Below are 20,079 nucleotides of genomic sequence, written 5' to 3'. Positions count from 1 at the left end.
CCCGCACCGCACAGGATCGTCACAGCCTGGGGACCCCGCCCCGAAAGGACCTTCATGCTCCGCCGTACCGCACTCGCCGCCGCAGCCCTGCTCGCTGCCGGCGCGCTCGCCCTCACCGCCTGCACCTCGGGCGGAGGCGACGCGACCCCCACATCTCCGGGCAAGCCCGACCCCGACGCGTCCGTGGCGATCCGCCTGGTGCTGGAGCCCGGCAACCTCGACATCCGGCAGACGGCGGGTTCGGCGCTCGACCAGATCCTGGTCGACAACATCTACCAGGGCCTGGTCTCGCGCACGCCGGAGCAGGACATCGTCGCGTCGCTCGCGAGCGACTGGACCGTGTCGCCCGACGGCCTGACCTACACGTTCACGCTGCGCGAGGGCGTCACCTTCCACGACGGCCAGCCCCTCACGCCCCAGGACGTGGTGTGGTCGCTGACCACGCGCCGCGACACGCCGGAGTGGCGCGACTCGGCCCGCCTCGCGAACGTCACGTCGATCACCGCCGATGGCCAGGACATCACGCTCACGCTCTCGCAGCCCGACTCGAGCCTGCTCTGGAACCTCACCGGCCGCGCCGGCATCATCCTCAAAGAGGGCGACACCGTCGACTACAAGACGAAAGAGAACGGGACGGGCCCGTTCGTCCTGAAGAACTGGACGCAGGGCGACAGCATCACCTTCGCGCGCAACGACGCGTACTGGGGCGACACGGCCGGCGTGGCCGAGGTCGTGTTCGACTACATCCCCGACAACCAGGCGGCTCTCAACGCGGCACTGGCGAACGAGGTGGACGTCCTGACCGGGTTCGACGCGAACCTCAAGGACCAGGTCGAGAAGAGCGGCGACTTCGCGCTCGTGCTCGGCGCGTCCACCGACAAGGGCGTCCTCGCGTTCAACCAGACCTCCGGCCCGCTCGCCGACAAGCGCGTGCGCCAGGCGATCCGGCAGGCGATCGACCACGACGCGTTCGTCGACGCGCTGGCGTCGGGCCAGACGCTCTACGGCCCCATCCCCGAGCTCGACCCGGGCTACCGCGATCTGTCGGAGGTCGCCCCGTACGATCCCGACGCGGCCAAGAAGCTCCTCAAGGAGGCGGGCGCCGAGGACCTGGAGCTCACCCTCACGATCCCGAACTTCTACTCGACGACGATCCCGCAGATCCTCGTGTCAGACCTCAACGAAGTGGGCATCACGCTCGAGGTGAACTCCGTCGACTTCTCGACGTGGCTCACCGACGTGTACACGAACCACGACTACGAGCTCAGCTTCGTGCTCCACACCGAGGCACGCGACTTCGAGAACTGGGCGAACCCGGACTACTACTTCACCTACGACAACCCCGAGGTGCAGTCGCTGTACGCGCAGTCGCTCGCCGCGACCGACGAGGCCGAGGCCGCGGATCTGCTGTCGCAGGCCGCGCGCATCGTCTCGGAGGACGCCGGTGCGGACTGGCTGTACAACGGCGCCTCGGTCGTCGCGGTCGGCACTAACATCACCGGTATGCCCTCGATCAACGTGAACGAGCGCCTGAACCTCGCCGAGATCGCCAAGAGCAACGGGTGATCCGCTACACGCTGACCCGGTTCGCCCTGCTCCTGCTCGGGCTGCTGGTGGCCAGCGTGCTCATCTTCTTCACCCTGCGCGTGCTGCCCGGTGACATCGCGCAGCTGATCGGCGGCGTCAACAGCAGTCCCGAGCAGATCGCGGCCATCCGGTCACAGCTGGGCCTCGACCGGCCGCTGGCGGTGCAGTACCTCGAGTGGATCGGCGGCGTGCTGCGCGGCGATCTGGGGACGTCGCTGCTCACCGGCACGCCGGTCGTCGACGAGCTGGTGCAGAAGGCGCAGGTGACGGTGCCGCTCGGCATCCTGTCGCTCCTCGTCGCGGTCGTCATCAGCGTGCCCCTCGGGGTGGTGTCGGCGATGCGCCGCGGCCACGCCGACGGCACGGCGCTGAGCGTCGGCTCGCAGACGCTCGCCGCGGTCCCCGTGGTGTGGGCGGGCATGATGCTGGTCGTGGTGTTCGCGGTGTGGCTCGGGTGGCTGCCGGCGCAGGGGTTCCCTCGCGCCGGCTGGAACGACCCCGCCGCGGCGTTCCAGGCGCTGATCCTCCCCGCCCTCACGATCGGCATCGTCGAGGGCGCGATGCTGCTGCGCTTCGTGCGCAGCGCGACGCTCCAGGCGGTCGGCCAGGACTTCGTCCGCACTGCGGCCGCGAAGGGCCTCACGCGCGACGCCGCGCTCATCCGCCACGGCCTCCCGGTCGTGGGCCTGTCGGTGATCACCGTGCTCGGCCTGCAGGTGGCCGGCATCATCGTGGGCGCCGTCGTCATCGAGCAGCTCTTCTCCCTCCCCGGCATCGGGCGGATGCTCGTCGCCGACGTCGCCGCACGCGATCTGCCGAAGGTGCAGGGCGAGCTGCTCGCGCTCACCGGGTTCGTCCTCATCGTGGGGTTCGTGGTCGACCTGGTGCACCGCGTCATCGACCCCCGTCAGCGGGAGGCCGCATGAGCCCTTCGACCAGCTCAGGGACCGGTGCGGCCTCAGGGACCGGTGGAGCGGTGGATGCCGGGGGCCCGGCATCCACGGATCCCCCTCGCCGCTCACGCTGGGCCTGGCTGGCACGGCTGTGGGCGCTGTCGACGGGGCGGTTCGGACTCATCGTGGTGGCCGTGGTGGTGCTGACGGCGATCGTCGCGCGGTTCTGGACGCCGTTCGACCCGCAGCAGGTCGACATCGCGAACCGCTGGGCGCCTCCGAGCTGGCCGCACCTGCTGGGCACCGATGCGACCGGACGCGACATCCTGTCGCTGCTCATGGCGGGTGCGCGCACGACGGTGTTCGTCGCCGTCGGTGCGGGGATCGTCGCGACCGTCATCGGCGTCGCCCTGGCGGCACTCGGCGCACTCACGGTGCGGTGGGTGCGCGAGTCGGTCGCCGTGTTCGTCGACATCCTCATCGCGTTCCCGGTGCTGCTCATCGCGATGATGATCTCTGCGGTGTGGGGCGGGTCGCTGTGGGTCGTCATCTGGGCCGTCGGCATCGGGTTCGGCGTCAACATCGCGCGTGTGACGCGACCGGAGCTGCGCCGCGTGCTGCAGAGCGACTTCGTGCTGGCCGGGCGCGCGTCGGGACTCACTCCCTCGCAGAACCTGTGGCGTCACCTGATGCCCAACGTCGCGCCCGTGTTCATCGTCCAGCTGTCGTGGGGCATGGCCGTCGCCGTGCTGGCCGAGGCGGGTCTGTCGTACCTCGGGTTCGGCGCGCCGGTGACCGAGCCGTCGTGGGGCCTGCTGCTGGCGCAGCTGCAGCAGTACATCCAGGTCCACCCGCTGTCGGTGGTGTGGCCGGGCCTTGCCATCACGTTCACCGTGCTCGGGCTCAACCTCCTGGGCGACGCGCTGCGCGAGTCCACCGACCCGACCCTGTCGCGCAGCCCGTTCGCCACGCGCCGCGCGCGTCTTCACGTGCCGGAGGTGGTCTCATGAGCCTCGAGGTGCACGACCTCACGATCGACGTCGGGGGCCGCCGCGTCGTCGACGGCGTGTCGTTCGCCGTGCCGGACGGCGCGCGCGTGGGCCTCATCGGCGAGTCGGGCTCCGGCAAGTCCCTCACCGCGCTCGCGATCCTCGGGCTGCTCCCCGACGGCGCCGAGGCCGACGGCAGCGTGCGCTGGAACGGGCGCGAGATCCTCGGCCTTGCCGACCGCGAACTCGCGCAGCTGCGCGGCGACGAGATCGGCATCGTCTTCCAGGAGCCGCGCACCGCCCTCAACCCCATCCGCACCGTCGGCCGCCAGATCGCCGAGTCCGTGCGCATCCACGAAGGGCTGTCGAGACGGGATGCCGCCGCCCGGGCGATCGCCGAGGCGCGACGCGTCGCCCTTCCCGATCCCGATCGCATCGTCGGCCGCTATCCGCATCAGCTGTCCGGCGGCCAGCGTCAGCGCGTGGCGATCGCGATGGCACTCGCGTGCCGTCCGCGCCTGCTCATCGCCGACGAGCCCACGACGGCCCTCGACGTGACGATCCAGGCCGAGATCCTCGAGCTCCTGCGCGCGCTCGTGCGCGACGACGGCATGTCGCTCGTGTTCATCACGCACGATCTCGCGGTGCTGTCGCAGATCGCCACGCACGGCGTCGTGCTCGAAGACGGCCGCGTGGTCGAGCAGGCGCCCGTCTCGCAGCTGCTCACGGCCCCGGCATCCACCGTCACCCAGGGCCTCCTGCGCGACGCGACCGCGACACTGTGGCGACCCGGAGGTGACGCGGCATGAGCGGACCTCTCATCCGCGCGCGCGGGCTGACGCGCCGGTACCCGGCACCCAAGACCCGGCTGTTCGAGCGCCAGAGCTTCACGACCGGGCTCGAGGACGCCGACATCGACGTCCGCGAGGGGTCCGCGGTCGGCCTCATCGGCGAGTCGGGCTCGGGCAAGTCCACGCTCGTGCGCCTGCTGCTGGGGCTCGACGCCGCGTCGTCGGGCACCGTGGAGTTCGACGGCCGCCGCGTGGACGCGACCGCCCCGGCCCGGTCGCTGCACTGGCTGCGGCGGCAGACCGGCATCGTCTTCCAGGACCCGTACGCGTCACTGGATCCGCGCATGAGCGTGGGACGGATCGTCGGCGAGCCCCTGTGGGCGCTCGGCATCGACGGCGACCGGCGAGCCCGGGTGCGCGACGTGCTCGTCGACGTCGGGCTCGACGCCGGCATGGCCGACCGCTACCCCCACGAGTTCTCGGGCGGGCAGCGCCAGCGCATCGCCCTGGCGCGCGCGATCGTGCATCGGCCGCGCGTCCTCGTGGGCGACGAGCCGCTGTCGGCCCTCGACGTGACCGTGCGCGCGCAGATCCTCGAACTGCTCGGCGAACTGCGCGTCCGCGACGGTCTCACGCTCGTCATGGTCTCGCACGACATCGGCGTCGTCCAGAACCTCTGCGACGAGGTGGTGGTCATGAAGGACGGCCGCGTGGTCGAAGAGGGCCCGACCGAGAAGGTGCTGCTGCAGCCCCAGGTGTCGTACACGCGACGGCTGCTGGCATCCATTCCCGTCATCGACGCGAACTGATCCTCACCGCGTCGCAGCCTCGTGCCGGGCCGTCGGCGGGGCGGACGCCGACGTCGGGAGCCGGCACTAGGTTCGGAGCATGATGAGCCCCGGAATCGTGCCGCCGTACCTGCTCGCCCGGATCGCCGCGGTGCAGGAGGGCACGTGGGCGCGCGCAGCCGACGCCGCACAGCGGACGCTCACGACGCCGCGGGACTACACGCCGGGACGGCGCACGCGGCTGCGGCTCTCGATCGAAGAGCCCGGGGTCCTCACCGCCGAGACGACGCCCGCACCCGACCGCGAGATCTCGGACGCCCAGCACCGCGAGGTGCTGCCCGGGGTGCGGGTGCGCGGCGAGGACGACCCGGCGACGCGCGACACCGCCGTCGACGAGGCCTTCGACGGGCTCGGAGCGACCTTCGACTTCTGGTGGGACGCCTTCGCGCGCGACAGCATCGACGGCAAGGGCAGTTCGCTGCTGGCCACGGTGCACTACGGCCGCGACTACGACAACGCCTTCTGGAACGGCGAGCGCATGGTGTTCGGCGACGGCGACGACGACGTGTTCTCGGGATTCACCGGCTCGCTGAGCGTCATCGCCCACGAGCTCGCCCATGGCGTCGTCGAGGATTCCGGCGGGCTGCTGTACCGCGACCAGTCCGGCGCCCTCAACGAGTCCATCGCCGACGTGTTCGGCGCCCTGGCCGAGCAGCACTCCGCGGGGCACACCGCCGACGAGGCCACGTGGCTCATCGGCGAGGGGATCTTCACGGATGCCGTCCAGGGCAAGGCCCTGCGCTCCCTGGCGGCTCCGGGCACGGCGTACGACGACGACGTCCTCGGCAAAGACCCGCAGCCTGCGCACATGAGCGGCTACGTGCAGACGCGCGACGACAACGGCGGCGTGCACATCAACTCCGGCATCCCGAACCACGCCTTCTACCTCGTCGCGACCGCTCTGGGCGGGCACGCGTGGGAGCGTGCCGGGCTCATCTGGTACCGGGCGCTGACCTCGGGCACCCTCCCGCAGACCGCGGACTTCGCCACGTTCGCCTGTGCCACCCTGGCTGCGGCGGCCGCGGAGTACGGTGAGAACTCGGAGGAGGTCGACGCCGTCCGCGCCGGGTGGGCGGGCGTCGGCGTGATCCCGGATGACGCACAGCCCGAACCCTGAGCCCTCGCCGCCTGCCGCTCCGCCGCCGGCGGTCGAGGTCGACGTCGCGCGATCAGGAGGCATCGCCGGCATCACCCGGCGCTGGTCGGCGCAGCCCGTCGGCGACGAGGCATCGGAGTGGATCTCGCTCATCGACCGCTGTCCGTGGGACGACGCGGCCGCGCCCGGGCCGGCGCCTAGGTCCGACGCCGCGCCGACGACCGAGGATGACCGCACCCGATCCCACCGCGACCGGCGGCCGCAGGTGCCTGACGGCTTCACGTGGTGGATCCGCGCGACCTGGACCGACTCCGACCCCCGCGAGGCCGAGCTCGTCGATGACGAGGTGGTCGGGGCGTGGCGCGACCTCGTCGACGCGGTGCGCGACTGGAGTCGCCGCAGCGGCGACGGCCGCTAGCGCTCAGCGGCCGAAGAGCCCCTTCCTGGCTCCCTGCTTCTTGGCGGGCTTGAGCTCCTTCTGCAGGTAGATCACGCCGAGCCACCGGCCGAACTTGAACCCGACGCGTCCCATGCGGCCGACCTCGGCGAAGCCCAGCTTCTCGTGGAGGGCGACCGAGCCCTCGGCGCCCTTGTCGCTGATCACCGCGACCATCTGACGGATGCCGGCGGCCTCGCTCGCGGCGATGAGCGCCTCCAGGAGTGCACGGCCGAGCCCCTTTCCGGTCGCGGCGTGGCCGAGGTAGATGGAGTTCTCGACCGAGTACCGGTACGCCGACTTGCTCGACATCGGCTGCACGAGCGCGTACCCGAGCACCTGCCCGGTGGGCGACTCGGCGACGAGGAACGGAAGCCCCTGCTTGGCCAGCTGCTCACGCTTGGTGCGCCACCGCTTCAGCGACCACGTGTCCTCGTCGAAGGTGACGACGGAGTTCGTCACGTAGTGGTTGTAGATCTCGCGGACGTCGGGAAGATCTCGATCCTCGACGGGCCGGATCGCGAACGCGAACGGACGCTCGGGCTCCGGCTGCCGGCGCAGGTGCGCCGGCAGGACGCGCTTGTCCTTCTCGTATTCCTCTTCGAGCATGCGGTCCTCCGACCGGGTCAGGCGGGCAGCGCGGAGTCGGTCTGTGCCGGCAGCGCCCAGGCCACCGGGGCGGCGCCCTGCTGGGCGAGCAGTTCGTTGGCGCGCGAGAACGGCTTCGAGCCGAAGAAGCCGCGGCTGGCCGACAGGGGGGACGGATGCGGCGACTCGATGATCGGCGTCGACCCGAGCATCGAGCGCAGGTTCGCGGCATCCCTCCCCCACAGGATCGCGACGAGCGGGCGGTCGCGAGCGACGAGCGTGCGGATCGCGTGCTCGGTGACCTTCTCCCACCCCCAGCCGCGATGGGATGCCGGCGCCCCCGGCGCGACCGTCAGCACGCGGTTCAGCAGCATGACGCCCTGATCGCTCCACGCCGACAGGTCGCCGTGCGCCGCGCGCGGGATGCCGAGGTCGGACTCGAGCTCCTGGTAGATGTTGGCGAGGCTCCGCGGGAGCGGGCGGACGTGCGCGTCCACGGCGAAGGAGAGACCGATCGGGTGCCCCGGCGTGGGGTACGGGTCCTGGCCGACGATCAGCACCTTGACGTCCGCGAGCGGCCGCTGGAACGCGCGCAGCACCCGGTCCCCCGCCGGCAGATAGTGGCGCCCCGCGGCGACCTCGCCGCGCAGCCGTTCGCCGAGCGCCGCGATGTCGGGAGCGACGGGTTCCAGCGCGTCGGCCCAGCCCGGGTCCATGAGGCCCGCGTCGGCGAGCTCCGGCAGGGTCATCGCCATGCGCGGGGCCGTTCAGAGGAGGGGCAGGGGGTCGTCATCCACACGCCCTCCAGACTAGGACGCGCGCTGTTATATCCTCACCGTCGTGTCTCGCGCCTCCTCCGCCGCCGATCGCCTGCGCGGCTCCGCCCTCGGCATCACCGCCGGTCTCATCGGGTGGTTCGTCCTCGTCGAACTGACGAGCGGCATCCTGCAGGGCTTCTACGTGCCACTGTTCAGCGACATCGTGACCTCGCTCGGCATCCACGATTCGGACGTCAACTGGTTCGAGGCGGCGCAGCTGCTGCTGTCGGCCCTCGTGGTGCCCGTGATGGCGAAGCTCGGCGACATGTACGGCCACAAGAAGATCCTGCTCGTCGCGGCGATCCTCACCGCGGCGGCGAGCTGGTGGCTGGCGTTCGCCGGCGACTTCTGGAGCTTCCTGGTGGCGTGGGCCCTGCAGGGCTTCTACGTCGTGTGGCTGCCACTGGAGATCGCGCTCATCTTCGAGCGCGGACGCCGGCAGAACCGCGGCACCTCGCTCACGCGCCGCGCGGCCGGCCTGCTGGTCGTCGGTCTGGAGGCGGGCGCCATCATCGGCGCCCTCGCCGCGGGCCGCATCTTCGCGGCGACCGGCGGCGACCTGCGGATCACCCTTCTCGTGCCGGCGATCGCGGTGACGCTCATCGCACTCGTGATCTGGCTGGGCGTCCCCGAGTCCGAGCCGCTTCCCGGACGGCGCCTGGACACGTGGGGCTTCGTGATCCTCGCGTGGGGTCTCCTGCTCGTCACCGGTGCGCTCGTCTACATGCGGATGATCGGCGAGCTCGGTCTCGGTCCCGGCGGCTGGGCGTGGGTCGCCGCGCTGCTGGCCGGAGGCGTCGCGGTCTTCGTCTGGTTCGTGCGATACGAGCTGCGCCAACCCGATCCTGCGATCGACATCCGCGTGCTCCGGCGCCCCGAGATGTGGCCCGTGCAGGCAACCGCGTTCCTCGTCGGCATCAGCCTCCTGGGCGCCCAGGGTCCGCTGTCCACCTATGCCGGCACGGACTCGTCGCTCGGCTACGGCCTGGGCCTCGACGCGACTGCCCGCTCCAACGTCATCGGCGTGTACCTCGTGTCGCTGATCGTCGGAGCCGTGCTGTTCGCGGTGACCTCGCGCCGCGCGAACCCGCGCCTGATCCTCATCGTCGCCTCGGCCCTCGTGGGCATCGGCTACACGCTGTTCCTGCCGTTCCACACCGAGCTCTGGCAGGTGCTGCTCAACCTCTCGATCGCCGGCGTCGGCTCGGGCGCCCTCGTCGGCGCCCTCCCGGCGGCCGCCGCCGCGGCCGCTCCGCACGGGCAGACCGGCATCGCGTCCGCGCTCACGAACACCACCAAGACGATCGGCGGCACCTTCGCGTCGGCGGTGTTCGGTGTCGTGCTGGCGGCCGGTGCGGGCGCTGTCGCGAGCCAGACCGCCGCATCGCTCGGCGGCTACATGACGGTGTGGGCGATCTGCGCCGCCGGCGGGTTCGTCGCCGCGGTGCTGCTCTTCTTCGTGCCGAAGGTCGCGTTCGGCGACCCCGAGGCGTCGGCCGACGCGGTCGCCGCCGAGGATGACGTGGCGGCGACGGGCGAGTCCCGGATCATCTGACGCGGACGAGACAGACCGGCGGACGGGGATGCCGGACGGCATCCACGTCCCTCCGTCGATGTCGGACGATCAGGGGCTGTCGACCCCGCGCGGGCGCAGCGCCCCGCGCGCCAGCAGGAACTGCGCGGACTGCGCGACCGGGCGCATCGTGATCAGGTCGAGGTTGACGTGCCCCGGCGCATTCACGGCGTACGCGATGACATCGGCGACGTCCTCGGCGGTGAGAGGGTTCTCCACACCCTCGTACACGCGCTCGGCCGCCACGCTGTCGCCGCCCAGGCGGTTGAGCGCGAACTCCGGCGTGTAGACCATTCCGGGCGCCACCTCGATCACGCGGATCGGCTCGCCGTTGAGCTCCAGGCGCAGCGCATGCGCGAGCATCGACTCCCCCGCCTTGGCCGCGTTGTATCCCGCGCCGCCCGCGTACGCGGTCTGCGCGGCCGTCGAGGTCACGAAGAGCGTGTCGGCGTGCCCGTCGGCGGCCGCCGCGCGCCGCAGCAGCGGCAGGAGCGCCGCGACGAGGCGCTGCGCCGACAGCACGTTGGCCTCGAACATCCAGCGCCAGTCCTCGACGCGGCCGTCCTCGACCCGATCGGTGCCGCGCGCACCGCCGGCCACGTGCACGAGCGCGTGCACCGGGCCGGAATCCGCGAGGAACCCGGCGAGCGCTTCGACGTCGGCATCCGTCGTCAGATCCGCGGCGAAGGCGACCGCCCCCGTCTCGGACTCCAGCGCCGCCAGCCTGTCCGCGCGCCGCGCGACCGCCACCACGTCCCAGCCGCTCGCACGCAACGCGCGCGCCGCCGCCTCGCCGATCCCCGAGCTCGCCCCGGTCACCACTGCACGTCTGGTCGTCATGCCCTCCACGCTACCCACCCCCAGCCCCCTCGTTGACTTGGCGTATATGTACGCGACACGCCCGGCGAGTCGTACATATACGCCAAGTCACCGAGAAAAGAAGGGGGCATCGCGAGAGAGGGGGCGCCGCGAGTGTGACGTCACATTTCCCCCGCGTTGTTGACAAGCGGGCGGGATCCGTACTCTCGAACGCATCGGGGGCGAGGGCTCCCGGCATCCGTCACCCGGGATCCGACCCGGCACCCGACCCGCAGGAGACAGCCATGGCCGCTTCCGAGAACTGGCGTTTCGAGACCAAGCAGATCCACTCGGGCGCCCAGCCCGACCCGGTCACGAAGGCTCGCGCCACGCCGATCTACCAGACCACGTCGTACGTGTTCGACAACACCGACCACGCCGCGAACCTGTTCGCGCTGGCCGAGTTCGGCAACATCTACACGCGCATCCAGAACCCGACCCAGGCGGTCGTCGAGGAGCGCGTCGCCGCGCTCGAGGGCGGCACCGGTGCCCTCCTGCTCGCCAGCGGCCAGGCGGCGTCGACCTTCGCGATCCTGAACATCGCCGAGGCGGGCGACCACTTCGTGGCGTCGAGCTCCATCTACGGCGGCACGTACAACCTCTTCAAGTACACGCTCGCCAAGCTCGGCATCGAGGTCACGTTCGTCGAGAACCAGGACGACGCCGAGGAGTGGCGCCGTGCGGTGCGCCCGAACACGAAGCTGTTCTTCGCCGAGACGATCGGCAACCCGAAGATCAACGTGCTCGACATCCGCACGGTCGCCGACATCGCCCACGAGAGCGGGGTGCCGCTCATCGTCGACAACACGATCGCGACGCCGTACCTCATCCGCCCGTTCGAGCACGGCGCCGACATCGTCATCCACTCGGCCACGAAGTTCCTCGGCGGCCACGGCACGACCATCGGCGGCGTCATCGTCGACGGCGGCACGTTCGAGTGGTCGAAGAACGTCGACAAGTTCCCGGGGCTGACCGTTCCGGACCCCTCGTACCACGGTGCGTCCTACACGGCCGCGGTCGGCGACGGCCTGGCCTACATCATCAAGGCCCGCGTGCAGCTGCTGCGCGACCTCGGCGCCGCGATCGCCCCGAACAGCGCGTGGCTGCTCATCCAGGGCATCGAGACCCTGTCGCTGCGCGTCGAGCGTCACGTGCAGAACGCGCAGGAGATCGCGGAGTGGCTCGAGAACCACGCCGACGTCGCGTCGGTGAACTACTCGGGCCTGCCCACGTCGCCCTGGTACGCGGCTGCGAACCAGTACGCCCCCAAGGGCGTCGGGGCGGTGCTGTCGTTCGAGCTCAAGGGCGGGGTCGAGGCGGGCCGCGAGTTCGTCAACTCGCTGTCGCTGTTCAGCCACCTCGCCAACATCGGCGACGTGCGCTCGCTCGTCATCCACCCGGCCTCGACGACCCACTCGCAGCTCACGCCCGAGCAGCAGCTCACGACCGGTGTGACCCCGGGCCTCGTGCGGCTGTCGGTCGGTCTCGAGAACATCGACGACCTCAAGGCCGACCTCGAGCAGGCTCTGGCCGCTGCGCGCCGCGTGTCGGAGGCCGCTCGCGCCTAAGACCCCTCCTCAGGGACCGGATGCCTCGGCCCGACGTTCTGCGTCGGGCCGAGGCATCCGTCATCTCCTGCTGAGCCCCCGCCCACGTTCCTGCCGACTCGCCGGATTCGGCCGGCCGGAGCCCACGGTCCCGGCGACTCGCCGGAACCGCAGGCTGCGTAATGCGCGGGGGAACCCCGGCGGTTCACGAGAGAATGGGCGAATGGACTGGCAGACCTCCGAAGACACGGTGCCGAGCGCACCGGTGACGGAGGCCGACGCCCGGCAGCTGCTGGGGCGCCCGCCGGCCACCGGCGCGTGGCGCGACGGAGACCCGCTCGGCGATCGCCGGTTCGCCGCATTCGGCGCGTTCCGCACCGAGCAGGGGCGCGAGCTGCCCGCCTACCGGCTCGCCTACGAGTCGTGGGGAGAGCTCAACGCCGCGCGCGACAACGCCGTCCTCGTGCTGCACGCCCTGACCGGTGACAGCCACGTGCGCGGCGCCGCCGGCCCCGGTCACCCCACCAGCGGCTGGTGGGACGACATCGTCGGTCCCGGGGCGCCGATCGACACCGACCGGTGGTTCGTCATCGCCCCGAACATGCTGGGCGGATGCCAAGGGTCCACGGGTCCCGCCTCCATCGGTCCCGACGGCTACGAGTGGGCCTCACGCTTCCCGTACCTGACGATCCGCGACCAGGTCGCCGCCCAGGTGCGCCTGGCCGACGCGCTCGGCATCGATGCATGGGCCGCCGTCATCGGTGGCTCGATGGGCGGCATGCACGCGCTGGAGTGGGCGGTGGGTCTCCCCGACCGCGTGCACCGCGTCGGCATCCTGTCGTCGCCCCCGGTCAACACGGCCGATCAGATCGCCCTCAACTCGGTGCAGATCGAGGCGATCCAGATCGATCCCCGCTTCCAGGGCGGCGAGTACTACGACGCGGGCGACGGCGACGGACCCACGCGGGGGCTCGCGCTGGCACGGCGCATGGCGCTCCTGAACTACCGCTCCCCCACCGAGCTCAACCAGCGGTTCCAGCGGTCGTGGCAGTCCGGCGTCAGCCCGCTCGGCCACGGCGGGCGTTTCGCGGTCGAGTCGTACCTCGACTTCCACGGCAACAAGTTCACGCGGCGCTTCGATGCGAACTCGTACATCACGCTCGTCGAGGCGATGAACTCCCACGACGTCGGCCGTGATCGCGGCGGCATCGAGGACGCCCTCGCGCAGGTCACGGCGACGGCGCTCGTGCTGGGCATCGACAGCGACCGCCTGTTCCCCATCGACGGGCAGCACCGCATCGCGCGCGGCATCCCGAACACCCTCGACGGCGATCGCGCCGTCGTGCTGGCGAGCGACTTCGGCCACGACGGGTTCCTGATCGAGACGGCCGCCGTCGGAGCGCACCTGCGCCGCCTGCTCGACGCCTGACGGTATCAGCCGATCGGCTGCGCCCCTCCCTACCGGCAACCGACCGGAAGGGGTCAGCCATGACTACAGAAGACACGACGGGCGCCGAAGCGGCCGCCGACGCCTTCCGCGCGCAGCCGTTCCTGCGTGCCCAGCTCCACCTCGACGGCGACGGCGCCGACGCGCCGCCCGCCGGCGGCGACCGCCACAGGCCGGGCCTGCACGGCGGCGCCGACGAGCTCCAGAGGCCGAAGGGCAGGAGCGCGCACAGCACGAAGGCGATGCGCAAAGACGCCGAGGCCCTGCCTCCGGCGCAGCGTTTCGGCGTGGACGCCGTCCTCGAATCGATCGCCGCCGTGCGTCCCCGGGTGGATGAGGATGAACTGCCCGCGGACGTGCGCGACTCGCTCGTGCACCTGCGCGGACCGGTCGCACGATTCCACGGTGCCAAGTTCTCACTCGGGTACTTCCCGTTCCCGTCCTTCGCGTCGGACTGCGCCGACAAGTTCGGCTATCTGACGAAGGCGGCGACGCGCACCGCGAGCCGCCTGCCGGTGAACGCCGCCACCCGGGCGCTCCTGGAGGAGCTCGGCCGCGCCATGGGCGACACCGGCGCGCCGGCGGACGATTCGGTCACGCCGTCGGGCTACACGTACGTCGGCCAGTTCGTCGACCACGACATCACGCTCGACGTGTCATCGGCCATCGACTCGCCCACCATCGTCGACGCCACGACCATCAACAACATGCGGTCGCCGGTGCTCGACCTCGACAGCGTGTACGGCAAGGGCCCCGCCCTCGACGCGTTCCTGTATGCGCCGCCGGGGCCTGGGGAGCCGGCATCCGCGTTCCGCCTGATGGTCGGCACGAATCTGCCGTTCGGTCCTGGGGGCGCCGGCGGTGCGGCGGGCGACGCCGGCATGCTGGAGCACACCGACTTCGACGTGCCGCGGACGGCGGCGAAGACGGCCATCATCGGCGACCCGCGCAACAACGAGAACCTGATCGTGTCGCAGCTGCACCACGCGATGCTGCGGTTCCACAACGCCGTCGTCGACCTGCTCGTGGCCGCCTCGTTCAGCGGTGACGTCTTCATCGAGGCGAAGCGGCTCGTGACGCTGCACTACCAGTGGGCCGTGCTGCACGACTTCCTCCCCCGCATCTGCGGGCAGGCGGCCGTGGACGACGCGGTCGCGACGGTGGCGCCCGGGAAGAGGTTCCGGATGCCGGTCGAGTTCTCGGTCGCCGCATACCGGTTCGGGCACAGCATGGTGCGCAACGACTACTGGCTCAACTTCGCGCTGCGCACCAAGCCGATGAGCGACGTCTTCTCGTTCATCTCGGTGGACCGCACCCCCGTGTTCTCCAACTGGGTCGTCGACTTCAACGCGTTCTTCGAGACCGGTATCCCGGTGCCGGTGTTCAACCGCGCACGCAAGATCGACAGCGCTCTCGCCCCCGCGCTGGAGGACCTCGACGGGAACGGCAGCACGGGCGAGCTGATGGGAGTGCTCGCGGCCCGCAACCTCGTGCGCGGCCTGGTGCTGGGTCTTCCCAGCGGGCAGGCGACGGCGGCCGAGCTGGGCGTCCCCGTGATGAGCTCCGCCGACCTGACCTCGGGACTCGGCGCGGCCGAGACGGCGGTGCTGAACAAGGACGGCGGCCTGCTGCTGGCCAAGACGCCGCTGTGGTATTACCTGCTGCGCGAGGCTGCGGTAAAGGCGGGAGGCGAGACGCTCGGGCCGCTCGGCGCGAAGATCGTGGCCGAGACGTTCGTGCGCATGCTGAAGCGCGATGTGCTGTCGATCCTCAATGTCTCGTTCGCGCCGAGCCTGCCGCGCAGCAACCCGGCGACCTTCACGTTCGCCGACCTCGTCGGCGTCGCGGGGGTCATCCAGCCGTGAGGCCGTCGCCCTGCGTACGCGAGTACCGCCACGGCAGGGCGCCGATCTCCAGTCGGTGACGGGATCCGGATGCCGCGGCATCCGGATCCCAGTCGTCGTCGCCGTGCCACACCAGCAGGGGTCCTTCGGCCCCGCGCCGCGCCACCGTCTCGAAGCGCTGCACGCCCGCCAGGCGCGCCGACCCGAGGACGGACGCGGCGTCGGCGTGCGCGGCGAGCCCGTGCAGAGTGACCCAGGTCGGCGGGTAGAGCGTCAGCTCGCCGCGGCCGTGGCGCTCGAGAAGCTCGGCGGGGCGCGCCCATTCCGCGGCGACGGCTTCGCCGGGCGACAGCGTGATCTCGCCCTCCGCCGCGGGCGCGACGAAGAACCATGTCCGGATGCGCAGCGCAAGTCCCGGCGGAGGATCCCACACCGACAGCGTCTCGAGCACGGCCGGATCGATGACGAGGCCTGTCTCTTCGTGCGTCTCGCGCACTCCCGCACGGCGCGCGACGTCGTCCTCGGCCTCGTCGGCGCCCGCGCGGTCGCCGTCCTCGAGCTTTCCGCCGGGGAACACCCACGCGCCGGCGAACGAGCCGCGGTCGGGCCGCTCGATCACCAGCACCTCGAGCCCGGCGTCCCCGTCGCGCAGCAGCACGACGGTGGCCGCGACCGGGATCGACGGGTCTGTGGCGTCCTCGGGCAGCCGCGCCCGGGAGTCCGTCACGGAGTCGGCCACGGCGCGCAGAGCGCGATCGGCGGGCGTCGGTTCCGGCATCCGCTCACTCTATCCGCGGCCGGGGAACCGATGCCGGCCGCTACACGCCGGCCGGCATCCTCCGCCGCTCTGTCACGAGGCTCGCGGCCGCGATCGCCAGCCCCGCCAGGGCGAGCACGACGCCGACCCAGGCCGGCGCCACGAAGCCCCAGCCGGCGGCGATGACGAGACCGCCGAGGAACGCGCCGAGGCTGTTGCCGATGTTGAGCGCGGAGTGGTTGAGCGCCGCGGCGATGGACTGGTTGTCCTGCGCGACGTCCATGAGGCGTGTCTGGATCGTCGGGCTCAGCACCGACGAGACGAAGCCGGTGGCGAACACGAAGAGGGCGAGCGCCCAGATCCACTGCGCCGTCGCGCCCACGAGGGCGAGCACGACGGCCAGTCCGATGAGCCCGCCGACGAGCGTGCGCCGGAGGTCCACGTCGGCGAGATGCCCGCCGACGAGGTTGCCGATCGTCATGCCGATCCCCATCAGCACCAGCACGATAGGAACGGCCCACTCGGGCGACCCCGCGACGTCGGTCACCATGGGCGCCACGTAGCTGTACACGGCGAAGAATCCGCCGAAGCCGATGGCGCCGACTGCGAGCGCGAGCCACACCTGCCCGATGCGGAACACCTTGAGCTCTGCCCGCATCGTGCGGCTGGGGTCGCCCTCGTCCTCGGGCACGAAGAGGGCGATGAGGACGGTCGCGGCGAGGAAGATCGCCGCCACGATCATGAACGCCGCGCGCCAGCCGACCTGCTGGCCGATGAACGTGCCCAGCGGCACGCCCACGACGTTCGCGACGGTGAGACCGGTGAGCACGAAGGCGACGCCCTTCGCACGCATGCCCGGGCCCAGCACCTCGGCCGCCACCAGGGCTCCGATGCCGAAGTAGGCGCCGTGGGGCAGCCCCGCCAGGAACCGGGATGCCGCCACCCACTCGAACGTCGGCGCCAGGAAGGTCAGCGCGTTGAAGACCGTGAGCGCGAGAGCGAGGCCGATCATGACCCGGCGGCGCGGGTACTTCGCCACCGCGCCGGCGATGGTGGGCGCGCCGATGACGACGCCCAGCGCGTACAGCGAGATGAGCCAGCCGGCCTGGGCGATCGCGTCCTCGGAGCGGAGCGCCCACAGCGACGGCAGCAGGTCCTGCCCGATGTCGGGGAGCAGGCCCATCACGACGAACTCGGTCATGCCGATGCCGAAGCTGCCGACGGCGAGGGAGAGGAGCGCCCACGTCGCCGCGCCCCTCGTCAGGTTCGAGGAGGTCACCGGGTCATGCTAGCCACGCCGCGACATGCTGTCGAATCGATTCGGACACATGTCGCGACACGCGGCCCGGCGGCTTCGTGGACGCCGGGCGCGATCCTCAAGAGGCGTCGTCCTGCCGGTCGATCGCGGCTTCCAGCCGCTCGATCTTGGCATCGAGCTCGCCCGTGTAGCCCGGGCGGATGTCGGCCTTCAGCACCAGCGACACCCGCGAGCCGTACGGCGCGACGGCGTCCGTCGCGCGCTTGACGACGTCGAAGACCTCGTCCCACTCCCCCTCGATCTCGGTGAACATCGAGGTCGTGCGATGCGGCAGCCCGCTGTCACGGACGACCTTCACGGCCGCGGCGACGGCGTCGTGCACCGAGCCGTCGGCACGACCCGTGCCGCTGGGAGCCACCGAGAAAGCGACGAGCATGACCAACCTCCGCAGATCAGGGACGACGGGATGCTTCGTCTCGTGCCTCGCTCAGCACGAGTGCCGCCACCACCCCCTACTCTGGCATGCCCCCGACGGCGGCCGAACCCGTCGGATCCGGCCGCACCGCGCTCCTGCGCCGGCGGACCGGCACCCGGACGAGCAGCACGAGGACCCACACGAACATCGCCACGAGCAGCGCGTTGCGCAGCACGAGAAGGCCCACCGCGGCGGGGACGAGCGCGAGGATCGCGTCGTAGCAGAACGGGAAGATGAGCTGCGTCAGGACGAGGATCACCAGGGCAAGCACCGCCGGGCGCCCCCACCTACGGCGGTCCAGCACGAGCGCCACGACAAGCGGCGCGATGAGCCACGTGAGGTACTGCGGAGAGGCCACCTTGTTCAGCACGATGAACCCGAGCACGAGCGCACCCGAGAGCGCCGGGAACAGCGCCGCGAACCCCGCGCCGCGCCACGCCTTCACGGCGCCGACGGCGGCGATCGCCAGCATCCCGACGATGAGCACCGGGGTCATCGCGGCGATCACGCCCTCGACGCCGGGTCCGACGACCTGGAACGTGATGATCTCTTCGTCGTAGCGGATGGCCGCCCCGGGCACGCCGCCCGCCGCCATGAGCAGGAAGGCGGTGCTGACCGGCGCCTCCAGCTGCAGGCCGCGCGAGGTCTGGTCGCCCACGAAGCCGAACAGGTGCGCGCCGCCGCCGAGCATCAGCACGACCACCACGGCGACCGCCGACACGACGGCTACGCCGCCCACGATCGCGGATCGCCGGCGCACCGCGATGACCGCCGCCGCCAGGAGGGCGGCCGGCCACACCTTGATCCACGTGGCGACGGCGAGCAGCACCGACGCGAGCCAGGGCCGGCCGACCAGCCACAGCGACCCGAGGATCGCGAGCGGAACGGTCACCCCGTCGAGCCGGAACATGCCGACGCCGCCGAGCGCGAGGATCGCGGCGAGCCAGAACCACGCCGCCGTCAGGCGTCCGCGCGAACGGCCGCGGCCGACGAGCACCGCGAAGGCCGCGGCATCCATCGCGGTCACGAGCAGTCCCCACGCGAGCGTGTAGTCGATGACGGGGCTCAGGGCGCCGACGAGCAGGATCGGCACGTGCGCGAGGATCGGGTACACCCAGCCCTCGGTGATGCCCGGGATCGCCTGTCCGGCGAGCGTGCGGCCCGCCCACCAGCGGTACAGCTGATCGACATCCCACGAGGCGGCGTGGTCCCCCGTGAAGCCGAGCCAGATCACGACCGCGTGGACGACGGCGAACGCGATCCACACCACCGCCCGCCGAGACACGTCACCATCCTAGGGAAGGCCGTCGTGCAGACCGCCGCCGACGCAACGCAGGAGGCTTCGGGCGACACGCCCGCGAAGGGATGCCGCCGCCCGTGTCGCGGAGGTGTCCTGCTCTGCGCACGCCGGGTCAGCCGGCGAGCACCTCCGCCACCGCCTGCGGCAGCGCGTCTGCCACGTCGAGCGCGGTGATCGGCCGGTCGCCGCCGGAGGCGATGGCCGACGCCCGACCGTGGAGCCACGCGGCCGAGGCTGCGAGTGCCGCAAGTGCCGCGCCGTCCGCGGCGGCGTCCGAGGCCGCCGCGCCGGCGACGAGCGCGCCGATGACGCCTGCCAGCACGTCGCCGGTGCCCGCCGTGGCGAGCCACGGCGTGCCCGCCTCGACGGTCGCCGCCCACCCGTCCGGTGCGACCACGACCGTCACCCCGCCCTTGAGCAGCACGACGGCGCCCGTCGCCTCGGCCGTCTCGCGTGCCGCCGCGACCCGGTCGGCGCCGGGGACGCCCAGTCCGAGCGCCGTGCGGAGTCGGGCGTGCTCGCGGTCGTGCGGCGTGAGGATGCGCGGCGCGGTGGCCTCGTCCTCGGTGGCGAGATCCAACGCGCCCGCGTCGGCCACGACGGGATCGGTGTCGCTCAGCACGGCCCGCAGCGCGGAGGTCTCGGCCGGGGTGCGGGTCGCAGCATCCGTCCCGGACCCGATGACCCAGGCCTGCACGCGCCCGTCGGCGGTCACCGTCTCGGGGCGCCGGGCCAGCACGAGGTCCGCCGCGCGCGCGGCGCCGAGATACCGCACCATCCCCAGCCCCGTGCGCCAGGCCGCCTCGACGCCCAGCACCGCGGCGCCGGGGTACGCCTCCGAGCCCGTCCGCATGCCCAGCACGCCTCGGGAATACTTGTCATCGGCGGCTGTGGGCCGTCGCAGGGCGTGTGCGGCATCCGTCCGCGTCCATTCCCGAACCATGCGGTCACAGTACCGCCGCCGATGCGAAGGA

General features: G+C 71.7%; 19 protein-coding genes. 11 read left to right on the top strand and 8 right to left on the bottom strand.

What is annotated here, in order from left to right:
• The first annotated feature begins 54 nt into the window (after positions 1-54).
• From FB391_RS04460 to FB391_RS04430, 7 genes are all read left to right on the top strand, one after another.
• On the top strand, positions 55-1,566 hold the full coding sequence (locus FB391_RS04460; RefSeq protein ID WP_141893050.1) for an ABC transporter substrate-binding protein: 1,512 nt from the start codon (positions 55-57) through the stop codon (positions 1,564-1,566).
• Positions 1,563-2,513, top strand: a complete 951-nt coding sequence (locus FB391_RS04455; protein WP_141893049.1) for an ABC transporter permease — start codon at positions 1,563-1,565, stop codon at positions 2,511-2,513. Before FB391_RS04460 ends, FB391_RS04455 begins: the two co-directional genes overlap by 4 nt.
• Complete coding sequence (locus FB391_RS04450; protein WP_246093351.1) at positions 2,510-3,490, top strand: ABC transporter permease; 981 nt, start codon at positions 2,510-2,512, stop codon at positions 3,488-3,490. Before FB391_RS04455 ends, FB391_RS04450 begins: the two co-directional genes overlap by 4 nt.
• Positions 3,487-4,278 (top strand): ATP-binding cassette domain-containing protein, encoded by a 792-nt coding sequence (locus tag FB391_RS04445; protein WP_141893048.1) that lies wholly within the window; start codon positions 3,487-3,489, stop codon positions 4,276-4,278. Before FB391_RS04450 ends, FB391_RS04445 begins: the two co-directional genes overlap by 4 nt.
• Complete coding sequence (locus tag FB391_RS04440; protein WP_141893047.1) at positions 4,275-5,069, top strand: ABC transporter ATP-binding protein; 795 nt, start codon at positions 4,275-4,277, stop codon at positions 5,067-5,069. The genes FB391_RS04445 and FB391_RS04440 overlap by 4 nt, the downstream gene beginning before the upstream one ends.
• Positions 5,070-5,151: 82 nt before the next feature.
• Entirely contained in the window at positions 5,152-6,225 is a 1,074-nt protein-coding gene (locus FB391_RS04435; RefSeq protein WP_185842981.1) for a M4 family metallopeptidase, read from the top strand.
• The gene (locus tag FB391_RS04430) at positions 6,203-6,622 is read left to right on the top strand and encodes a hypothetical protein (protein ID WP_185842937.1); all 420 of its coding nucleotides are present in this window, start codon (positions 6,203-6,205) and stop codon (positions 6,620-6,622) included. The genes FB391_RS04435 and FB391_RS04430 overlap by 23 nt, the downstream gene beginning before the upstream one ends.
• A gap of 3 nt (positions 6,623-6,625) precedes the next feature.
• On the opposite strand, the gene FB391_RS04425 is transcribed toward FB391_RS04430, so the two are convergent.
• A complete protein-coding gene (locus FB391_RS04425; protein WP_141893045.1) occupies positions 6,626-7,249 on the bottom strand; it encodes a GNAT family N-acetyltransferase in 624 nt (207 codons plus the stop codon).
• A 17-nt stretch (positions 7,250-7,266) separates the two neighbouring features.
• On the bottom strand, positions 7,267-7,983 hold the full coding sequence (locus FB391_RS04420) for a uracil-DNA glycosylase (RefSeq protein WP_141893044.1): 717 nt from the start codon (positions 7,981-7,983) through the stop codon (positions 7,267-7,269).
• A gap of 85 nt (positions 7,984-8,068) precedes the next feature.
• Between FB391_RS04420 and FB391_RS04415 the strand changes: the two genes are divergently transcribed.
• The gene (locus FB391_RS04415; RefSeq protein WP_246093350.1) at positions 8,069-9,601 is read left to right on the top strand and encodes an MFS transporter; all 1,533 of its coding nucleotides are present in this window, start codon (positions 8,069-8,071) and stop codon (positions 9,599-9,601) included.
• Positions 9,602-9,670: 69 nt separating this feature from the next.
• Here FB391_RS04415 and FB391_RS04410 read toward each other — a convergent pair whose 3' ends face one another.
• On the bottom strand, positions 9,671-10,459 hold the full coding sequence (locus FB391_RS04410; RefSeq protein ID WP_185842936.1) for an SDR family oxidoreductase: 789 nt from the start codon (positions 10,457-10,459) through the stop codon (positions 9,671-9,673).
• A gap of 263 nt (positions 10,460-10,722) precedes the next feature.
• Here FB391_RS04410 and FB391_RS04405 point away from each other — a divergent pair, with 263 nt between their 5' ends.
• From FB391_RS04405 to FB391_RS04395, 3 genes are all read left to right on the top strand, one after another.
• Entirely contained in the window at positions 10,723-12,045 is a 1,323-nt protein-coding gene (locus FB391_RS04405; protein WP_141893043.1) for a bifunctional o-acetylhomoserine/o-acetylserine sulfhydrylase, read from the top strand.
• A 202-nt stretch (positions 12,046-12,247) separates the two neighbouring features.
• Positions 12,248-13,453: a homoserine O-acetyltransferase MetX gene (metX, locus tag FB391_RS04400; protein ID WP_141893042.1), complete on the top strand. Its 1,206-nt coding sequence runs from the start codon at positions 12,248-12,250 to the stop codon at positions 13,451-13,453.
• A gap of 59 nt (positions 13,454-13,512) precedes the next feature.
• A complete protein-coding gene (locus FB391_RS04395; RefSeq protein ID WP_141893041.1) occupies positions 13,513-15,336 on the top strand; it encodes a peroxidase family protein in 1,824 nt (607 codons plus the stop codon).
• On the opposite strand, the gene FB391_RS04390 is transcribed toward FB391_RS04395, so the two are convergent.
• The 5 genes from FB391_RS04390 to FB391_RS04370 form a co-directional block, all read right to left on the bottom strand.
• A complete protein-coding gene (locus FB391_RS04390) occupies positions 15,323-16,093 on the bottom strand; it encodes an NUDIX hydrolase (protein WP_141893040.1) in 771 nt (256 codons plus the stop codon). The genes FB391_RS04395 and FB391_RS04390 overlap by 14 nt on opposite strands.
• 40 nt (positions 16,094-16,133) lie before the next feature.
• Positions 16,134-17,351 (bottom strand): MFS transporter, encoded by a 1,218-nt coding sequence (locus FB391_RS04385; RefSeq protein ID WP_281286405.1) that lies wholly within the window; start codon positions 17,349-17,351, stop codon positions 16,134-16,136.
• Between the two features lie 97 nt (positions 17,352-17,448).
• Positions 17,449-17,766, bottom strand: coding sequence for a thiamine-binding protein (locus FB391_RS04380; protein ID WP_141893039.1), 318 nt, complete (start codon positions 17,764-17,766; stop codon positions 17,449-17,451).
• A gap of 76 nt (positions 17,767-17,842) precedes the next feature.
• Positions 17,843-19,090 carry a glycosyltransferase 87 family protein gene (locus FB391_RS04375; RefSeq protein WP_141893038.1) on the bottom strand — a complete coding sequence of 416 codons (1,248 nt, stop codon included), beginning with the start codon at positions 19,088-19,090 and terminating at the stop codon, positions 17,843-17,845.
• Positions 19,091-19,217: 127 nt separating this feature from the next.
• Positions 19,218-20,048 (bottom strand): ADP-dependent NAD(P)H-hydrate dehydratase, encoded by an 831-nt coding sequence (locus FB391_RS04370; protein WP_141893037.1) that lies wholly within the window; start codon positions 20,046-20,048, stop codon positions 19,218-19,220.
• Positions 20,049-20,079 lie beyond the last annotated feature (31 nt).

It is taken from the genome of Microbacterium kyungheense, assembly GCF_006783905.1.
Lineage (GTDB): Bacteria > Actinomycetota > Actinomycetes > Actinomycetales > Microbacteriaceae > Microbacterium > Microbacterium kyungheense.
The sequence above is the reverse complement of the archived record's forward strand: the minus strand, read 5'-3'. Positions and strand labels throughout refer to the sequence as shown.